The organism is Microbacterium sp. STRO-2N (genome assembly GCF_057747775.1).
Genome location: NZ_CM173223.1, coordinates 4,155,039 through 4,171,372, shown reverse-complemented (window position 1 = coordinate 4,171,372; position 16,334 = coordinate 4,155,039). Strand labels below are relative to the sequence as shown.

14 protein-coding genes are annotated in these 16,334 nt (G+C 70.8%); 6 read left to right on the top strand and 8 right to left on the bottom strand.

Annotated features, from left to right (window positions below; translation table 11 throughout):
• Window positions 1-364 precede the first annotated feature (364 nt).
• The 4 genes from AC3ANN_RS19140 to dnaK are packed head-to-tail and all read right to left on the bottom strand — an operon-like array spanning window position 365 to window position 4,373.
• Window positions 365-841, bottom strand: coding sequence for a heat shock protein transcriptional repressor HspR (locus AC3ANN_RS19140; RefSeq protein WP_488338954.1), 477 nt, complete (start codon window positions 839-841; stop codon window positions 365-367).
• 41 nt (window positions 842-882) lie between these two features.
• A complete protein-coding gene (locus AC3ANN_RS19135) occupies window positions 883-1,875 on the bottom strand; it encodes a DnaJ C-terminal domain-containing protein (RefSeq protein WP_488338953.1) in 993 nt (330 codons plus the stop codon).
• Window positions 1,876-1,893: 18 nt separating this feature from the next.
• Window positions 1,894-2,505, bottom strand: a complete 612-nt coding sequence (locus AC3ANN_RS19130; protein ID WP_488338952.1) for a nucleotide exchange factor GrpE — start codon at window positions 2,503-2,505, stop codon at window positions 1,894-1,896.
• Entirely contained in the window at window positions 2,505-4,373 is a 1,869-nt protein-coding gene (gene dnaK / locus AC3ANN_RS19125; protein WP_488338951.1) for a molecular chaperone DnaK, read from the bottom strand. The genes AC3ANN_RS19130 and dnaK overlap by 1 nt, the downstream gene beginning before the upstream one ends.
• Before the next feature lie 186 nt (window positions 4,374-4,559).
• On the opposite strand from dnaK, the gene AC3ANN_RS19120 reads away from it, so the two are divergent.
• Window positions 4,560-5,117 carry a GNAT family N-acetyltransferase gene (locus tag AC3ANN_RS19120; RefSeq protein WP_488338950.1) on the top strand — a complete coding sequence of 186 codons (558 nt, stop codon included), beginning with the start codon at window positions 4,560-4,562 and terminating at the stop codon, window positions 5,115-5,117.
• A gap of 199 nt (window positions 5,118-5,316) precedes the next feature.
• Here the strand turns inward: AC3ANN_RS19120 and AC3ANN_RS19115 are convergent, their stop codons facing one another.
• Window positions 5,317-5,967, bottom strand: a complete 651-nt coding sequence (locus tag AC3ANN_RS19115) for a response regulator (protein WP_488338949.1) — start codon at window positions 5,965-5,967, stop codon at window positions 5,317-5,319.
• Entirely contained in the window at window positions 5,958-7,706 is a 1,749-nt protein-coding gene (locus AC3ANN_RS19110) for a sensor histidine kinase (RefSeq protein WP_488338948.1), read from the bottom strand. The genes AC3ANN_RS19115 and AC3ANN_RS19110 overlap by 10 nt, the downstream gene beginning before the upstream one ends.
• A 158-nt stretch (window positions 7,707-7,864) precedes the next feature.
• Here AC3ANN_RS19110 and AC3ANN_RS19105 point away from each other — a divergent pair, with 158 nt between their 5' ends.
• The 3 genes from AC3ANN_RS19105 (at window position 7,865) to AC3ANN_RS19095 (ending at window position 12,125) form a co-directional block, all read left to right on the top strand.
• Window positions 7,865-9,340 (top strand): MFS transporter, encoded by a 1,476-nt coding sequence (locus tag AC3ANN_RS19105; protein WP_488338947.1) that lies wholly within the window; start codon window positions 7,865-7,867, stop codon window positions 9,338-9,340.
• Window positions 9,341-9,463: 123 nt separating this feature from the next.
• Window positions 9,464-10,021: a hypothetical protein gene (locus AC3ANN_RS19100; protein ID WP_488338946.1), complete on the top strand. Its 558-nt coding sequence runs from the start codon at window positions 9,464-9,466 to the stop codon at window positions 10,019-10,021.
• A gap of 265 nt (window positions 10,022-10,286) precedes the next feature.
• Window positions 10,287-12,125 carry a vWA domain-containing protein gene (locus AC3ANN_RS19095; protein WP_488338945.1) on the top strand — a complete coding sequence of 613 codons (1,839 nt, stop codon included), beginning with the start codon at window positions 10,287-10,289 and terminating at the stop codon, window positions 12,123-12,125.
• A gap of 18 nt (window positions 12,126-12,143) precedes the next feature.
• Here the strand turns inward: AC3ANN_RS19095 and AC3ANN_RS19090 are convergent, their stop codons facing one another.
• Complete coding sequence (locus tag AC3ANN_RS19090) at window positions 12,144-13,748, bottom strand: BCCT family transporter (RefSeq protein ID WP_488340880.1); 1,605 nt, start codon at window positions 13,746-13,748, stop codon at window positions 12,144-12,146.
• A gap of 177 nt (window positions 13,749-13,925) precedes the next feature.
• Window positions 13,926-14,522: a MarR family winged helix-turn-helix transcriptional regulator gene (locus tag AC3ANN_RS19085; protein WP_488338944.1), complete on the bottom strand. Its 597-nt coding sequence runs from the start codon at window positions 14,520-14,522 to the stop codon at window positions 13,926-13,928.
• 111 nt (window positions 14,523-14,633) lie between these two features.
• Between AC3ANN_RS19085 and AC3ANN_RS19080 the strand changes: the two genes are divergently transcribed.
• Both AC3ANN_RS19080 and AC3ANN_RS19075 read left to right on the top strand, forming a co-directional pair.
• Window positions 14,634-15,485, top strand: a complete 852-nt coding sequence (locus tag AC3ANN_RS19080) for a MarR family winged helix-turn-helix transcriptional regulator (protein WP_488338943.1) — start codon at window positions 14,634-14,636, stop codon at window positions 15,483-15,485.
• A 142-nt stretch (window positions 15,486-15,627) separates the two neighbouring features.
• Complete coding sequence (locus tag AC3ANN_RS19075; RefSeq protein WP_488338942.1) at window positions 15,628-16,329, top strand: sirohydrochlorin chelatase; 702 nt, start codon at window positions 15,628-15,630, stop codon at window positions 16,327-16,329.
• Window positions 16,330-16,334: the final 5 nt, after the last annotated feature.

The following is a 16,334-nucleotide window of genomic DNA, read 5'->3' as shown; positions in this document are numbered from 1 at the left end:
CCCGCTCCGGCGCAAGCCGCCCGCCGACCGAGCCCCGCCGGCTGGGGGACGGCGGGGCTCGCACCGAGGAGCCCTCACTCACTTCGGCGGGGTGGCGGCAGGGGAGACCGCCACGTCGGTGTTGTGGCCGTGCGCTTGCGGCGCATCAGCACCAGGTGGATCGCCCCCGCGAGAGCACGAGCGTGCCCACTCGTGTGAGCGAGAGCAGACCTGAGAACCGGGCGGGTTCTCGATCCTTAATGGTTGTACCAATGGGCGAGCCAGCGCCTGCGAAAGTTCACCCGGCCATCACCCGGCATGCGCCCGCGCGCGCACGCACGGCCACGAGTGCGAACGTGTCGCGCTCGCGATAGCTGGCAGGACCTCAGTCGTCCGACTGCTTCGTTGCGTCGGGACCCGAGGCCGGGGGAAGCGGCGTCCGCGGACGCCAGACCACGAGCTCGGTCGCGCGGCGCACGCGCGTGCCGTGCCGCAGCGTCACCACGGAGCCCGTCGAACCGGCGGCGAAGACACGCGCGCCCGGGCGCTTCTCGAGCTCCTCTCGCACGCGCTCCTCGAGGTCGCGGACGCGGCTGTGAAGCTCGCGCACGCGGTCCTCCAACTCGAGGATGCGGGCGATCGCCGGCAGACCGATGCCGTCGGCCGACATGCGCGCCACCTCCCGGAGCTGCGCGACGTGTCGCAGCGAGTAGCGGCGGGAGCCGCCCTGCGTGCGTGCGGGTACGACGAGACCGAGCCGATCGTACTGGCGCAGGGTCTGCGGGTGCATGCCCGAGAGCTCCGCGGCCACCGCGATCGCGAAGATCGGGGCATCCTCGTCGATGTCGTGCGGTTCCCCCATGTGCCTCACCTCCCTCTCGCTCCTGCTGTACGCCGCTGATCTCAGCCGCGCGCCTTGGTCATCAGGTCGGCGCGCGGGTTCTCCTTCGGCTCGAGGGCATGGAAGCGCTCGAGCGCCTCGCGCGCCGCGTCGTCGAGGTGCGACGGCACAGCCACCTGGACCTCGGCGAGCAGATCGCCGGTGCCCTTCTGGGTCTCCACGCCACGGCCCTTGACGCGGAGAACACGGCCCGACGGGGTGCCGGGGGCCACCCGCAGCTTGACGGGGTCGCCGCCGAGCGTCGGCACCTCGATCGTCGCGCCGAGAGCCGCCTCGGTGAACGTCACCGGCACCGTCACCCGCAGGTTCAGCCCGTCGCGGGTGAACACCGGGTGCGGCCGCACCGCCACCTGCACGACGATGTCGCCGGGCTCGCCGCCGTCGACCGACGGGCGGCCGCGTCCGCGAAGGCGGATCTTCTGCCCGTCGGATACGCCGGCGGGGATCTTCACCTTGAACGGCTTGCCGTCCTCGCCCTGCAACGTGATCGTCTCGCCCTTGGTCGCGGTGATGAAGTCGATCGTGGTGCGGGCGGTGACATCAGCGCCGCGCGTCGGTCCCCCGAACCCGCGGTACCCGCCCGAGGGCTGACCGAAGCGGCCGCTGCCGAAGCGACCGCCCTGCTGCTGATTGAACATCGCGAAGATGTCGTCGAAGTCCTCGGCGTTCTGGTACCGGGCGCCGCGCCCCTGCCCGAACATGCTGAACACGTCCTCGAAGCCGCCGGCACCCTGGCCGCTCGCGGTGAAGCGAGCGCCCGAGCCCATCGCCCGGATCTGGTCGTACTCCTTGCGCTGCTCGGGGTCGGACAGCACCGAGTACGCCTCGCTGATCTCCTTGAACTTGGCCTCCGCGGCCGCGTCGCCCTGATTCGAATCGGGGTGGTACTTGCGCGCGAGCTTGCGGTAGGTCTTCTTCAAGTCCGCGTCGCTGACGTCCTTCGAGACGCCCAGCATCGAGTAGAAGTCCTTGTCGAACCAGTCCTGGCTGGCCATGGATCCTCCTCCTCGGTGCTACTCGGCCGGCACGGCGACGACGACCTTCGCGGGACGAAGCTCGACCGAGCCCAGGCGGTAGCCGACCTCGACGACCTCGAGGATCGTCGGCTCGGTCGTGCCCGGCGTCGGCGCCTGGAAGATCGCCTCGTGCTGCTGCGGGTCGAAGACCTCGCCCGCGGCGCCGTACGTGACGATGCCCATGCGCTCGGCCAGGCCCCGCAGCTTCTCGGCGATCGCGGCGAAGGGCGTGCCCTCCTCGAGATCGCCGTGCTTCTCGGCGCGGTCGAGGTCGTCGAGCACCGGCAGCAGGCCCTTCGCGACCGCGCCCTTGGCGCGCTCGATCTCGATCTCGCGCTGCTCCTCGGTGCGCCGGCGGTAGTTGGCGTACTCGGCCTGCAGGCGCTTGAGGTCGTTCAGCAGCTGCGACTCGAGGTCGGCCAGCACGGCATCTTCGGCCGCAGCCTCGGCGCTCTGCTCCGCCCCGAGGATGTCGTCGACCGTGAGCTCGTCACCGTCGGCATCCGTCTCGCCCGCGTCGTCCTTGCCCTCCTGCGGGTCGGACCCGGAAGCCTGCGCTTCCGGGTCCTCGCCGCCGGGGACCTCGTTCTCGAAGTCCTTGTCAGTCATCAGGCCTTCTTCTCGTCCTCGTCTTCGACGACCTCGGCGTCGACGACGTCCTCGTCAGAGGCGGTCGAAGCCTGCTCGTCGGCCGGAGCCTCGGTGCCGGCATCCGTCGACTGCGAAGCCTGGTTTGACGCGTAGATCGCCTCGCCCAGCTTGCCCTGAGACTGCGACAGCTTGTCGAAGGCGGCCTTCACCGCGTCGTCGTCGTCGCCCGCGAGCGCGGTCTTGAGTGCGTCGACGTCGGCCTGGACCTCGGTCTTCACGTTCTCGGGCAGCTTGTCGTCGTTGTCCTTGATGAGCTTCTCGATCGAGTACGAGAGGGTCTCGGCCTGGTTGCGCACCTCGGCCGCCTCGCGACGCTTCTTGTCTTCGGCGGCGTGCTCCTCGGCCTCGCGCACCATGCGCTCGATGTCGTCCTTGGGCAGCGACGAGCCGCCGGTGATCGTCATCGACTGCTCCTTGCCGGTGCCCTTGTCCTTCGCCGACACGTGGACGATGCCGTTCGCGTCGATGTCGAACGTGACCTCGATCTGCGGGATGCCGCGGGGAGCCGGCGCGATGCCGGTCAGCTCGAAGGTGCCCAGCGGCTTGTTGTCGCGCGTGAACTCGCGCTCGCCCTGGAAGACCTGGATCGCGACCGACGGCTGGTTGTCGTCGGCGGTCGTGAAGGTCTCGCTCCGCTTGGTCGGGATGGCGGTGTTGCGCTCGATGAGCTTCGTCATGATGCCGCCCTTGGTCTCGATGCCGAGGCTCAGCGGCGTGACGTCGATCAGCAGCACGTCCTTGCGCTCGCCCTTGAGGACTCCGGCCTGGAGCGCGGCGCCGACGGCGACGACCTCGTCGGGGTTCACACCCTTGTTGGGCTCCTTGCCGGTCTCCTGCTTCACGAGCTCCGAGACGGCGGGCATGCGGGTCGAGCCGCCGACGAGCACGACGTGGTCGATGTCGCCGACCTTGATGCCGGCCTCGCGGATGACGTCCTCGAAGGGCTTCTTGGTGCGGTCGAGCAGGTCCTTGGTGAGGTCCTCGAACTTCGCGCGCGTGATGGTCTCGGACAGCGACACCGGACCCGAGTCGGTCAGCGACAGGTACGGGAGGTTGACGCTCGTCGAGGTCGAGCTCGACAGCTCCTTCTTCGCCTGCTCGGCGGCCTCCTTGAGGCGCTGCAGCGCGATCTTGTCACCCGAGACGTCGACGCCGGTGGTGTCCTTGAACTGCTTGATGAAGTAGTCCACGAGGCGCTGGTCCCAGTCGTCGCCGCCGAGGCGGTTGTCGCCGGCCGTCGCGCGCACCTGGATGGTCGAGAAGTCGTCGTCCTTGCCCACCTCGAGCAGCGACACGTCGAAGGTTCCGCCACCGAGGTCGAAGACGAGGATGAGCTCGTCCTCCTTGCCCTTGTCGAGGCCGTACGCCAGGGCCGCGGCGGTGGGCTCGTTGATGATGCGCAGGACGTTGAGGCCCGCGATCTCGCCGGCCTCCTTCGTGGCCTGGCGCTCGGCGTCGTTGAAGTACGCGGGCACGGTGATGACGGCATCCGTCACGGTGTCGCCCAGGTACTGCTCGGCGTCGCGCTTGAGCTTCTGGAGGATGCGCGCCGAGATCTCCTGCGGCGTCCACTTCTTGCCGTCGACCTCGAAGGTCCAGTCGGTGCCCATGTGGCGCTTGACCGACGAGACGGTGCGGTCGACGTTGGTGACGGCCTGGCGCTTGGCCGTCTCGCCCACGAGCACCTCGCCGTCCTTGGTGAATGCGACGACCGAGGGGGTCGTGCGGAAGCCTTCGGCGTTTGCGATGACCTTGGGCTCGCCGCCCTCCAGGACGCTCACGACCGAGTTGGTCGTACCGAGGTCGATTCCGACAGCACGTGCCATGTGTTCTCTCCTTCGTGGGGGCGACGACGGATGCCGCGGCCCGCGGTTCGTGTGAAAAGCCGGCTCGCAGACCCAAAGCTGAGTCGCGATGACTCAACGATACGCCGGGGTGCGGCATCCGTCAATTCGAACTTGACACGACTCGACTCAAGTTGTCGAAGTGCGCTGCATCGCGATGATGGATGCGTGCCGCTTCCCTGGGACTTCCGCCCTCTGCGCGGACAGCGTGTGACGCTCGATCTCCTCGGTGCCGACGACCTCGACGACCTCGCCGCCATGCAGGGCGACCCCGACGTGTGCCGATACCTCCTCTATGAGGCACGCCCACGGGAGAAGGTGGCCGAGATCCTGGCGCGGGATCGTGCAGCCACGCGGCTCGCAGACCAGGGCGACTACATCCAACCTGCGATCCGCGCGGCCGACGGAGCGTTTCTGGGCACGATGTACTTCACGATCTCGAGCCTCGACGACCGCACCGCCGAGATCGGCTGGATCCTCGCGCCGCACGCGCAGGGCCACGGTTACGGAACGGAGGCAGCACGGCTCCTCCTCGGCCTCGCGTTCGAGGAGCTGGGTCTTCACCGCGTCTACGCGGAGCTCGACCCGCGCAACACGGCATCGGTGCGGATGTGCGAACGTCTCGGCATGCGCCACGAAGCGCACCACATCGAGCACCTGTGGCTCAAGGGCGAGTGGACCGACACGGGCGTCTATGCCATCCTCGAGCGGGAGTGGCACGGCTGAGCCCGCCGCGAGGCCTCTGCGACGGCGGCGACCCCAGACGTCGCCGCCGCCGAAGGCGTGTAACCCCAGGTCCACGGGTAGAACCCACCGAGCAGCGGGTTCCCGGCGACCACCCCCAGGAAGCCGCCCACAACGCACGGTAGCGAGGCGCTCGTCGATCTGTCACGCGGTTTCGGCTGATTGGCGACCTGGGTCCGTATCAGTGGCGGTTCAGGTAGCGCACGACCGCCTGAACGCGGCGATGGGTGTCGGCATCGGGCGGGAGACCGAGAGCGTCGTAGATGCGCGACACGTGCTGCACGACGGCCTTCTCGGTGAGGAAGAGCTTTGCCGCGATGCTGCCGTTGCTGCGGCCTTCGGCGACGAGCGCGAGCACCTCCTGCTGCCGCGCGGTCAACCGCCCGACGGCGACCTCCGAGTGCCTGGCCCTCCCCACCATCACGGCCACGACATCGGGGTCGAGTGCCGTGCCGCCCTGCGCGACCCGCTCGAGGTCCTCGAGGAAGGTGCCGATGTCGGCGATCCGCTGCTTGAGCAGGTAGCCGACCCGTCCTTCGCCATCGGCGAGCAGATCCTTGGCGTACCGCCGCTGCACGTGCTGCGACAGCACGACGACGGCGGTGCCGGGATGGTCGCGACGGATCCGCAGCGCGGCGGCGAGGCCTTCGTCGGTGTGCGTCGGCGGCATGCGGATGTCGGTCACCACGAGGTCGGGGCGCTCTCGGGCCACCGCATCCGTCATCTCGTCCGCATCGCCGACGGCGGCGACCACGTCGTGGCCGCCCTCCCGCAGGACGAGTTCGAGGCCGCGGCGGATGAGCGCCTCGTCCTCGGCGATGATCACGCGCATGGAACCTCCGCCCGCACTCGCGTGCCCTTGCCGCGCGGACTCGAGATCATGATGGTCCCCCCGATCGCCTCGACCCGGTCTGCGAGGCCGCGCAGGCCAGAGCCGGCCTCCATCGACGCACCCCCGACGCCGTCGTCCTCCACGTCGAGGTGCACCCTGCCACGCTCGACGGCGAGGCGCACGCGCACGAGCGACGCGTGGGCGTGCTTGACGACGTTGGCCAGCGCCTCGGTGAGAACGAAGTACGTCGTGGCCTCGACCAGGTCCCCGATCGCGCCGTCCTCGACGTCGGACTCGAACTGCGTCGGGATCGGCATCCGGTCGGCGAGATCCTCGGCCGCCGCGGCGAGCCCGCGCTCGATGAGCGCCGCCGGCACGAGGTCGCGCACGAGCGCGCGCACATCCGCCGCTGCCGCGTCGATCTCGATGCGCAGCCGGGTCGCGCGCTGTGCGACCGTGTCGGAGGGTGCCGTCGCGATCTGCTGAGCTTCGAGCGCGAGCAGGACGAGCTGCACCTGGAGGCCGTCGTGAAGATCGCGCGCGATGCGGCGACGCTCCAGGTCCGCCGCTTCGACGATCCGGCCGCGCGACTGCATGAGCGCGCGCTGACTCGCCCGCAGCTCCGCCGTGAGCCGGGCGCGTTCCACCTCGATCGCGACGATCCGTCCGGCGGTGCGCACCAGCTCGCGGTCGGTCAGCAGCGCGGCGTCGTACTCGATCGCGCCGATCGTCCGGCCGTCGAGCACGATGCTCTCCCAGCCACGGCGGCCGTCCCTGGAGTGGTCGGGCGCCGCCTGCCCGTCGGCGTCGAGGAACTCCTCGCGATCCGCGGCCCAGAAGTAGAGGCGCAGCGAGGCGTCGCCGAGCGCGCGCGCCAGCGCGGTCGCGAGCGGCTCCTTCCCCGCGCTCGCCGTGCCCAGCCACGTGCCGAGCTCCTCCAGCTCACCTGTGCGCGCGAACCCGCCACGCAGCGTGCCCAGGGCGAACGCGATCGGCACCCCGGCGAGCACGGCGAACTGGAGGTATCCCCGGACGAAGGGCTGCACCAACAGCACCCGATCCAGCACCACCGCGATGAGCGGCATGAACAGCACGGCGAAGATGCCGTACGAGAACAGCGGGATCAGCACCCGTCGATGCGCGGCGTCCGCTCGTCGCAGTCTCCCCCACAGCACGACCGCGACCGCCACGCAGACGGCGGTGGCGACGACGGTCTGGAAGAGGCCGAAGAACCCGGCGACCCGGGGAAGGTCGGCCACGGCGAACAGCGGGAACGGGCCATGCGGGTCGAGCAGGTAGAGCGGCGCCTGGAGCACGAGCGCGACGACGTACATCGCCACGACGAGAAGCTTCGACAGCCGGTCCGGCAGCCGCCCGGTCGGGAACGCCAGCAGCAGGTGCACCACGGCCCCCACGACGATCGTCGCGCACACGGCGCCAAGGCCCACGAGGAGCGGCACGCCGGTGTTCTGCAGGCTGCCGAGGTAGAGGGCGAACCCGGCGACCACGATGAGGAACCCCATGCCGTTGCTCGGCCGGCGCTTCCAGGCGATGAGGCCCGCCATGACATAGACCGCGAAGATCAGCGGCAGCAGCACCAGCAGCGGGCCCGCCGGGCCCCCGAGCGGAAGCAGCGCGAACTCGACGACGACCAGCATCGCGGCCAGCATCGCCACCAGCACCAGCGCGCGATCGAGCGATCGCGAGAGCGCGGAGCGCACGCGGGGGGCTGCAGGCATCGGACCCTCTCCGACGGTCGATTCCCCTCATTGTGTCGTGCGGCGGGGCAAGTCCATGACGACCCAGGTCGTCAGTGGGTAGCCTGGCGACGCACCGCGACGTGGCGGTGCGCCGCGGCAGCACCCGCCGTTCACCGAAGGGCCATACCTTGCCGACCATGGGCAACGAGCACGAACCCCCCGCAATCCAGCCCGTCGGGCCCGAGCGGCCGCCGGCACCGCCTGCCACGGCCAGCACGGGTGCCGTCGCGACGATGGGCCTCGATCTGCAGGAGGGCGCGCAGATCCCCCGCAAGCGCGTGATCTCGTGGGCGCTGTGGGACTGGGCGACGCAGCCGTTCAACACGGTGCTGCTCACTTTCGTGTGGGTGCCGAGCTTCCTGGTGTCGCCGTTCTTCCTCGACCCGGCCGTCGCCGCGAGCGGCGTCGTCGACGGCGACACCATCGACTGCGACACCGCGGCGAACACCGCGACCGAGTACTGCCGGGCGCTCGGGACGCTCGACAGCAACCTGGGCTGGGGCATCACGGCAGCCGGAATCCTGATCGCCCTCCTCGCCCCGGTGCTCGGCCAGCGGGCCGACGCAGCAGGACGCAAGAAGCTGATGCTCGGCATCTTCACGGCGCTGCTCATCCTGTGCCAGCTCGCGATGGCGTTCGTCGCCGGCATCCCTGCGCACTTCTGGTTCGGCGTCGCGATGATCGCGCTCGGCAGCATCGTCGGCGAGATCGCGGGCGCCAACTACAACGCGCTCCTGGTGTCGGTATCGACGCCGAAGACCGTCGGCAAGGTGTCGGGTCTCGGCTGGGGATTCGGATACCTCGGCGGCATCATCGCGCTCGCCATCGTCGTCGGCCTGATTCTCGGCGGCGTGCTCGACGGCACGCAGCCGCTGACCTTCCAGCTCATCGCCGCAGGGGCGACGGTGTGGACGCTGGTCTTCACGATCCCGATCTTCCTCAACGTGCCCGAGCCGCCGCCGGCGCCAGGCGCCCGCCGTGTCGGCTTCTTCCGCGGGTACGTCGAGCTCGCGCGGTCGATCGCGCGGCTGTGGCGCGAGACCCGGCCGACGTTCTGGTTCCTGCTCGCGTCGGCCGTGTACCGCGACGGCCTCGCCGCCGTGTTCACGTTCGGATCGGTGATCGCCGGCCGCGTCTTCGGCTTCGGCTTCACCGACCTCGTCGTGTTCGGCATCGTGCTGAACCTCGTCGCCGGCGTCTCGACGATCCTCGCCGGCCGCCTCGACGACCGGTTCGGCCCGAAGCCCGTCATCCTCGTCGCCATCGGCGTCCTCGTCGCGTGCTGCCTCACGGTCTTCTTCGGCGCCGGGGCGGGCAAGGGCCTGTTCTGGGTCGTCGGCATCGTGCTCGCCGCGTTCGTCGGTCCTGCGCAGGCGGCGTCGCGCTCGTTCCTCGCCCGTGTCACGCCGGCGGGCCACGAGGGCGAGGTCTTCGGCCTCTACGCCACCACCGGGCGCGCGGCGAGCTGGATCGCGCCGCTGCTGTGGGGCGTGTTCATCGCGGCAGCCGCGCACCAGACGCTCTACGGCATCCTCGGGATCGCGCTCGTGCTGGCTGTCGGCTTCGTCCTGCTGCTGTTCGTGAAGGCCCCGAAGAAGGTGGCCCGGGGCTGACGCCGACCGGATGCCGCCGCGTCCGTCGCCCACCTCTTCCGCTAGCCTCGCTTGCGGGTGATGCTTCACCGTGCGACGGGGGGTCGTCGCGCATCCTCGCAACTGCCGTACCCGAGAGGCACCGTGACGACCCCGCTCACCGAGAGACGCCGCCTCGCGCGCCATCGGCGCGCGGTCGCGTACTGGGGCGTGGCGCTCGCGATGCTCGTCTCGCTGTGGGTCGGGGCATCCGTCGCTCCTCCCGACTGGGTGCGCAACCCCGCCCTGTTCGCCCACCTGGGGTCGGTCATCGTGGGACTGGGCGCCGCGGTGCTGCTCGAGACGAGCGGACTGCTCTGGATGCTGCGCCGCACGACTCTCGACGACCTGCGGCGCGTCGAGCGCATGGTCTCGGGGCTGGCGTGGCTGGGGATCGCGGGGCTCATGGCCACGGGCGCGTTCCTTCAACCCGAGCTCGGCGAGCCGCTCACGGCGCTGAAGATGCTGGCTGTCCTCGTGGTGGCGATGAACGGCGTCTCGATGACGAAGCTCACCGCCGAGCTCGCACGTCTTCCGGACCGTGTGCGCTTCTCGGCGCTGCCGCGCCGGTTGCGACTGTGGTGCGTCTGGAGTGCGCTGGTGTCACAGGCCGGGTGGTGGACGGCGGTGCTGATCGGGGTGCTGAACACGGCGTCGCGGTGATCTGTCAGCCGGCTCACACTCGCCTGGCAAGCGACGTCGGGTTAGGCTCTTGCCCAGCCGTCCACCCCAACGGCTCTGGACCTTAAGACCCCCCGACCGAGGTTCCCCGATGCGCCAGCGCAGGCCTGACGACGATGCTGCCATTCCCGGCCCTCGCCGCGGTGCTGCCGCGCCGGCCACCCCGGCGCCCACAGCCGCGCCCGCGAAGCCGAGCGCCATCGAGGAGCGGCGGGAACGCCGGAGGCGCCGGCGACGCCTGGCCGTCATGTGGACCTCGGCCACCGCGATCGTGGTGCTGCTGGGCGCCATCGGCACGGTGGCGTACGCGATCATGGCCAACCAGTCGCAGGAAGGGCCGGCCGCCGAGGAGCAGCAGCAGCCCGCCGAGCCCGAGGCCGAGCTCGTGCAGTTCCCCGACGACGAGCCCGCGGCGGCTCCCGGTGCCGAGCCGTGCGCGGTCGTGCGCGTGCTGTCGTCGTACGAGAACGCCGAGATGGTCGAGAACCTCGCGGCCGCCTACAACAGCCGGCCGCGCAACGTCGCGGGCTCATGCGTCACGGTGACGCCGAGCAAGGACAAGTCCGGCGTCGCCGCAGCGACCGTGGCGACCGGGTTCCCGAACCTCGCCGCCGACCAGAAGCCCTCCGTATGGCTGCCCGACTCGTCGACGTGGGTGGACGTCGCGCAGTCTGCGGGCTCGACGGCGCTGCGCGCCGAGGGCACCAGCGTCGGCACGTCCGACATCGTGCTCGCGATGCCGGCGCAGCTGGCTCAGGCGGTGGGCTGGGATGCCGAGGCCCCCACCTGGAGCGAGATCTTCGAGGCGGCGGGCGACCCCGACCTGTGGAGCGGGCTGGGCCATCCGGAATGGGGCGCGTTCAAGCTCGGCAAGACGAGCCCTCTCATGGCGACCTCTGGCGAGGCGGCGATGTTCGCGTCGTTCGGCACCGCTCCGGGATCCCTCGAGTCGCTCACCGCGCGCGACGTCGCGGACCCCGCCGTGCAGACCGCCGTGCACGAGAACGAGCTGGCGACGAGCCACTACATGGCGACGCCCGAGCATTTCCTCTGGCACGCGCGCCAGGCCGATGCATCCGGTTCCGCCGCCGACTTCCTGTCAGCCGTGATCGTCGACGAGAAGTCGGTGTGGGACTACAACCGCGGCATCACCAGCCGCGACGGCGTGACCCGCACCCAGGACGCACCGCCCACCGAGCAGCTGGTGCCCATCTACCCGGCCGACGGCTACTACGCCGCCGACAACCCCGCGATGCGCCTGACCGGCGAGTGGATCGATCCGGTCGAGTCCGAGGCGGCGGCGGACTTCATCCGCTTCACGCGCACGTCGCAGGGTCAGGACGTCGTGCGCACCTCGGGCTACCGCGACCTGAACCGCCGGCTCGATGCAGGCGTCGAGCAGGTGGGTCAGCTCAGGGCCGACCAGGCGGGCGTCATCGCCTTCCCCGATGCGGACGTGGTGACCTCGGTCCAGGCCGCGTTCCCGGATGTGCGCAAGCGCGCGAACGTGCTGTTCCTCCTCGACGTCTCGGGCTCGATGGACGAGCAGATCTCGCCCGCCGACACGAAGCTCACGCAGGCGAAGAAGGCGATCGAGGCGGCGCTCGGCCACTTCACGACGGGCGACGACATCGGACTCGCGGCCTTCGCGCAGGCGCCCGACGGAGCGATGGTTCCCGGCCTGGTCGCACCCGTCGCCGACATCGGCGCGTCTCGCGATGCCTTCCTCGGCGCGCTCGGCGGCCTCGCCTCGATGGGCGACACGCCGCTCTATCAGGCGGTCGACACGTTCGCCGGGCAGCAGGCGGCGTCATGGTCGGCGGACCGCATCAACGCGGTGGTGCTCCTCAGCGACGGCGAGAACGACGCGCCCAACGCGCCGACGATCGGGCACGAGCAGATGCTCGAGAACCTGCGCAATCTGCACCACTCGACGCCGGTGCTCGTCTTCACGCTCGCCTACGGCGCCGACGCCGATGTCGCGACCCTGCAGTCCATCTCGAGCGCCACGGGCGCGCACTACTACGACGCGACCGACCCGTCGCAGCTGGAGGCGGTGCTCGGCGATCTCGTCACGAGCTTCTGACGCGGAACGGCGCCGGGCTCAGCGCTGCCGGCGCATCCAGCGCGGCAGCTTCGGCCAATCGACCCCGCGCTGATCGGGCCCCTCGACCTCGAGGCCGTAGTAGTCCCCGATGCGCTCGACGAACGCGTCACGCCTGGCGTGCTCGTACGCGTGCCGCTCACGCCGGAACGCCACGATCGTCGACCAGCACATCAGCAGCATCACGACGCTGAACGGCAGCGCGATCGTGATCGCGGCGGTCTGAAGCGCCGTGAGCCCTCCGGTGAGGAGCAGCGCGACGGCGAGCAGCGCCGTCACGAAGGTGAAGAACGTGCGCACCCACTTCGCGGGCTCCTGGTCGCCGCCTGTCGCGATCATGCCCATCACCAGTGCGCCCGAGTCCGACGACGTCACGAAGAAGATCGTGACGAGGATGATCACGCCGATCGTCAGCACGGTCGTTCCCGGGAAGTGGCTCACCAGCTGGAAGATCGATCCCTCCAGGTCGACCGTCCCGTCCGGCAGCGTCATCGACCCGGGCTCCTCCAGTTCGAGGTAGAGCGCGGAGCCGCCCAGGATGGCGAACCACAGGATGCCGAGCATCGTCGGCACGATGATCACGCCGAGCACGAACTCGCGCACCGTGCGCCCGCGCGAGATACGCGCGATGAAGATGCCCACGAACGGCGACCATGAGATCCACCAGCCCCAGTAGAACGACGTCCACGCCGCCTGCCACGCCTCGCCCTCGGCGCCCTGGAACGCGCTCACGGTGAACGACAGGCCGACGTAGTTCTGGATGTAGCCGCCGATCGACTGCACCCATTCGCGCAGCAGGAACTCGGTCTGCCCGAACACCAGGACGTACAGCAGCAGCAGGCCCGCGAGCACGAGGTTCGCCGACGACAGCCACTTCATGCCCCGTGCAACCCCCGACAGCACCGAGAGCAGCACGAGCAACGTGATCACCCCGATGATCGCGACCTGGACGCCGACCGTCGGCTCGGCGAGGCCGGCCGACTCGAGGCCCGAGCTGATCTGCAGCACACCCAGACCGAGCGAGGTGGCGACTCCGAACAGCGTCCCCGCGAGTGCCACGACGTCGATCGCGTGTCCCCACGGCCCTTCGACCCGCTTGCGCCCCAGCACCGGCTCGAGCGTCCACCGGATCGAGATCGGCCGCCCGCGACGGTGGATCGCGTAGGCGAGGCCGAGCCCCACCACGACGTAGATCGACCAGGCCTGCACGCCCCAGTGCAGATAGGTCTGCGTGAGCGCCTGCTGCGCGAACTGCTCGGGGGTTCCGCTGACGCCGGGGCGCGGGTGGACGAAGTGGCTGAGCGGCTCGCTCACGCCGTAGAAGACGAGGCCGATGCCCATGCCCGCGGCGAACAGCAGCGAGAACCACGCGCCGACCGAGAATTCGGGCTTGTCGTCGTCGCGGCCGAGCTTGATGTCGCCGAAGCGCGAGAACCCCATGACGAGGGCGAACGCCACGAAGAAGGCGGCGATGAGGACGTAGTACCAGTTGAAGGCGTTGACGATCGTCGACTGGATCGCCGCGAACATCGCTTCGGCGGCGCGCGGCGCGAAGATGGCGAACGCGCTGAAGATCAGTACGACGGCGGCCGCCGGCCAGAACACCCAGCGCTGGATGCCTCGGCCGGCCGCGGCAGGGGTGCTCGTCGTCGACGGCGAGCCAGGGGTCCCTGCGGGGCCGGCGGCCTGCCCGGGCGGTCCCGGCGGCTCCGGGACGTGCGGGGCGCTGGCGTCGTGGGTCACCCTTTCACGGTATCGACGGCGACGGCGCTCCGGCAGGGGTCAGGCGCGCGGCCAGGAGTCCGCGAGCTTGGTCAGCAGCCGGGCGAGCTCCGCCCGCTCGTCGTCGGTGAAGCCCGACAGTGCCGCATCGATGGCCTCGCGCCGCTCGCCGCGGAACCCCCGCACGAGGCGGGTACCGGCATCCGTCAACGCGACCCGCGTGCGCCGGGCGTCGTCGGGGTCGGCCTCGCGGCGCACCAGGTCGAGCTGGACGGCCTGCTGCACGAGTCGCGACGCGCGGGGCTGGTCGACGCCCACGGCGTCGGCGATCTCGCCGACGGAGAGCGGGCGGGATGCCGCGGCGAGCGCCTCGAGCATCCTCATGCGCGCCGGACCGCCGATGCGCGCCGCCCAGGGCGGCGCGCCGTGCGGGGGCGCGCCGTGGCCCCATCCGCCGCCGTGGCCGGGGAACTGCGGGCCACCGCGCGTCCCCGCACCATGCGGACCCCCGTGCGCGCCGAACCCGTGCGGGCCTGCATGGCCATGCCCGCCGCCGTGCGGGCCCTCCCCCCACGGGGGTCGGGGCATCCGGCGTCCGCGCAGGCGGGCGAGCGCGGCGGCGATCTCGTCCGCGGGGTCGTCGGGGCGGGAAGGCATGGCGTCAGTTTATATGCGACTTGACATGTTTCCCGATTGCATGTCACACTGCATGTACTTGCACTTCTACATATATCGCGGCCCGATTCGGTCGCAGTGAAAGGAACTCCCATGAACACGGAAGACATCAACGACACCGGGTCCGGCCCGACCGACCGCCGGCCGATCGGCTACTGGCTGCGCGTCGTCGACGGACTGCTCACGCATGAATTCGCCGTGGCGCTCGAGGCCGAGGGCCTCACCCGCCGCGACTGGATGCTGCTGAACGTCCTGTCGGGCGACATCGACGCTCCCGGCCCCACCGAGCGTCTCGCCCGCAAGGGCAAGCGTCTGCGCTCCCTCGAGGATCGCGGCTGGGTCGAGCAGAGCGGCGACGGCACCTGGACCCTCACCGATCTCGGCCGCTCCGAGAAGGAGCGGATCGGCGAGATCGTGGACGGCATCCGTTCCCGCGTCGTCGACGCGGTCGGCGACGAGGCGTTCGCGACGACCATGGCCTCGCTCGAGGCGATCGCCCGCGAACTCGGCTGGGACGAGGACGACGCCGACCGGCGCGGCTTCCCGCATGGACCCGGCTTCGGCGGCTACGGTCGCCCTCGCCCGTTCAGCCCCGAGATCCGCTTCGGGTGGGGCCCGAACCGCCACCACGGCTTCGCGCCCGGCCGCCCGGGTCACCCCGGTCGCCCGGGCCACTGGGACGATGCCCCGCACGACGCCTACGACGACGGTCCTCACCCGGCCTGGCGCGAAGCCGCCGAGGCGTTCGCACCCCACGTCGGCTTCGGCATGCACCGCCGCGGCGGTCACGCGGGCCACGGCGCGCACGGCCGCGGCAGTCACGGCGCCCACGACCACGACGGCCACCGCCACCACGGCCACCACGGCGCGCACCACGCGGAGGACGCGTACGAGCGCGGCTTCGACGCCGGGTTCGCCCGCGGCCGGGAGTCCGGCGCCGCCTGAGCCGAGGCCGGCCCCTACGCCGCCTCATCCACCCGCGAACCGTCTCGGATGGTACCTCGCCCTCGGGCGAGCGGCCATTCGGGACGGTTCGCCGTGCGCCGGAGGCCGTCCCGTAACAAGGACGCCACACGGGGCGGGCACAATGGGGCGCGTGACCTCGACGCCCGCGCTCCTCGCGATCTCGCACGGCACGTCCTCTCCCGCCGGGCAGGCCGCCGTCGCAGCTCTCGTGGATGCCGTCGCACGGAAACTGCCGGACGTCACGGTGCGGCTCGGACACGTGGACGTGCAGCAGCCGGATGTCGCGGCATCCCTCGACGCGCTCCCCGAGGGTCAGCCGGTCGTCGTGGTGCCGCTGCTGCTGTCGGCGGGGTATCACGTGCGCATCGACCTGCGTGAGCAGACCGCGGGGCGCGACGGCGTGATGATCGCTCCGGCGCTCGGCCCCGACCCACGGCTCGTCGACGGCCTGCTCGCACGCCTCGAGCCGCTGGCCGTCGCCCCCGATGACGCCGTGGTGCTCGCCGTGGCCGGATCGAGCGACGACCGCGCGAACGACGACTGCCGAGAGATCGGACGGATGCTGGGCGCCCGACTCGGGCGGGATGTCACGGTCGGCTTCCTCGCGGCCGCAGACCCGCGGCTCGACGTCGCGGTCGCGCAGGCTGCCGCCGATGCGGAGCGCGTCGTCATCGCGAACTACCTGCTCGCGCCCGGATACTTCCATGACCTCGCGGTACGGCTCGCCGGGCGGGCGCCCGTCGCCCGCCCGCTGCTCGACGACGACGAGCCGGCCCCGGCGCTCGTCGACCTGGTGATCGACCGCTACCGGGACGCCCGCTGAGGCGG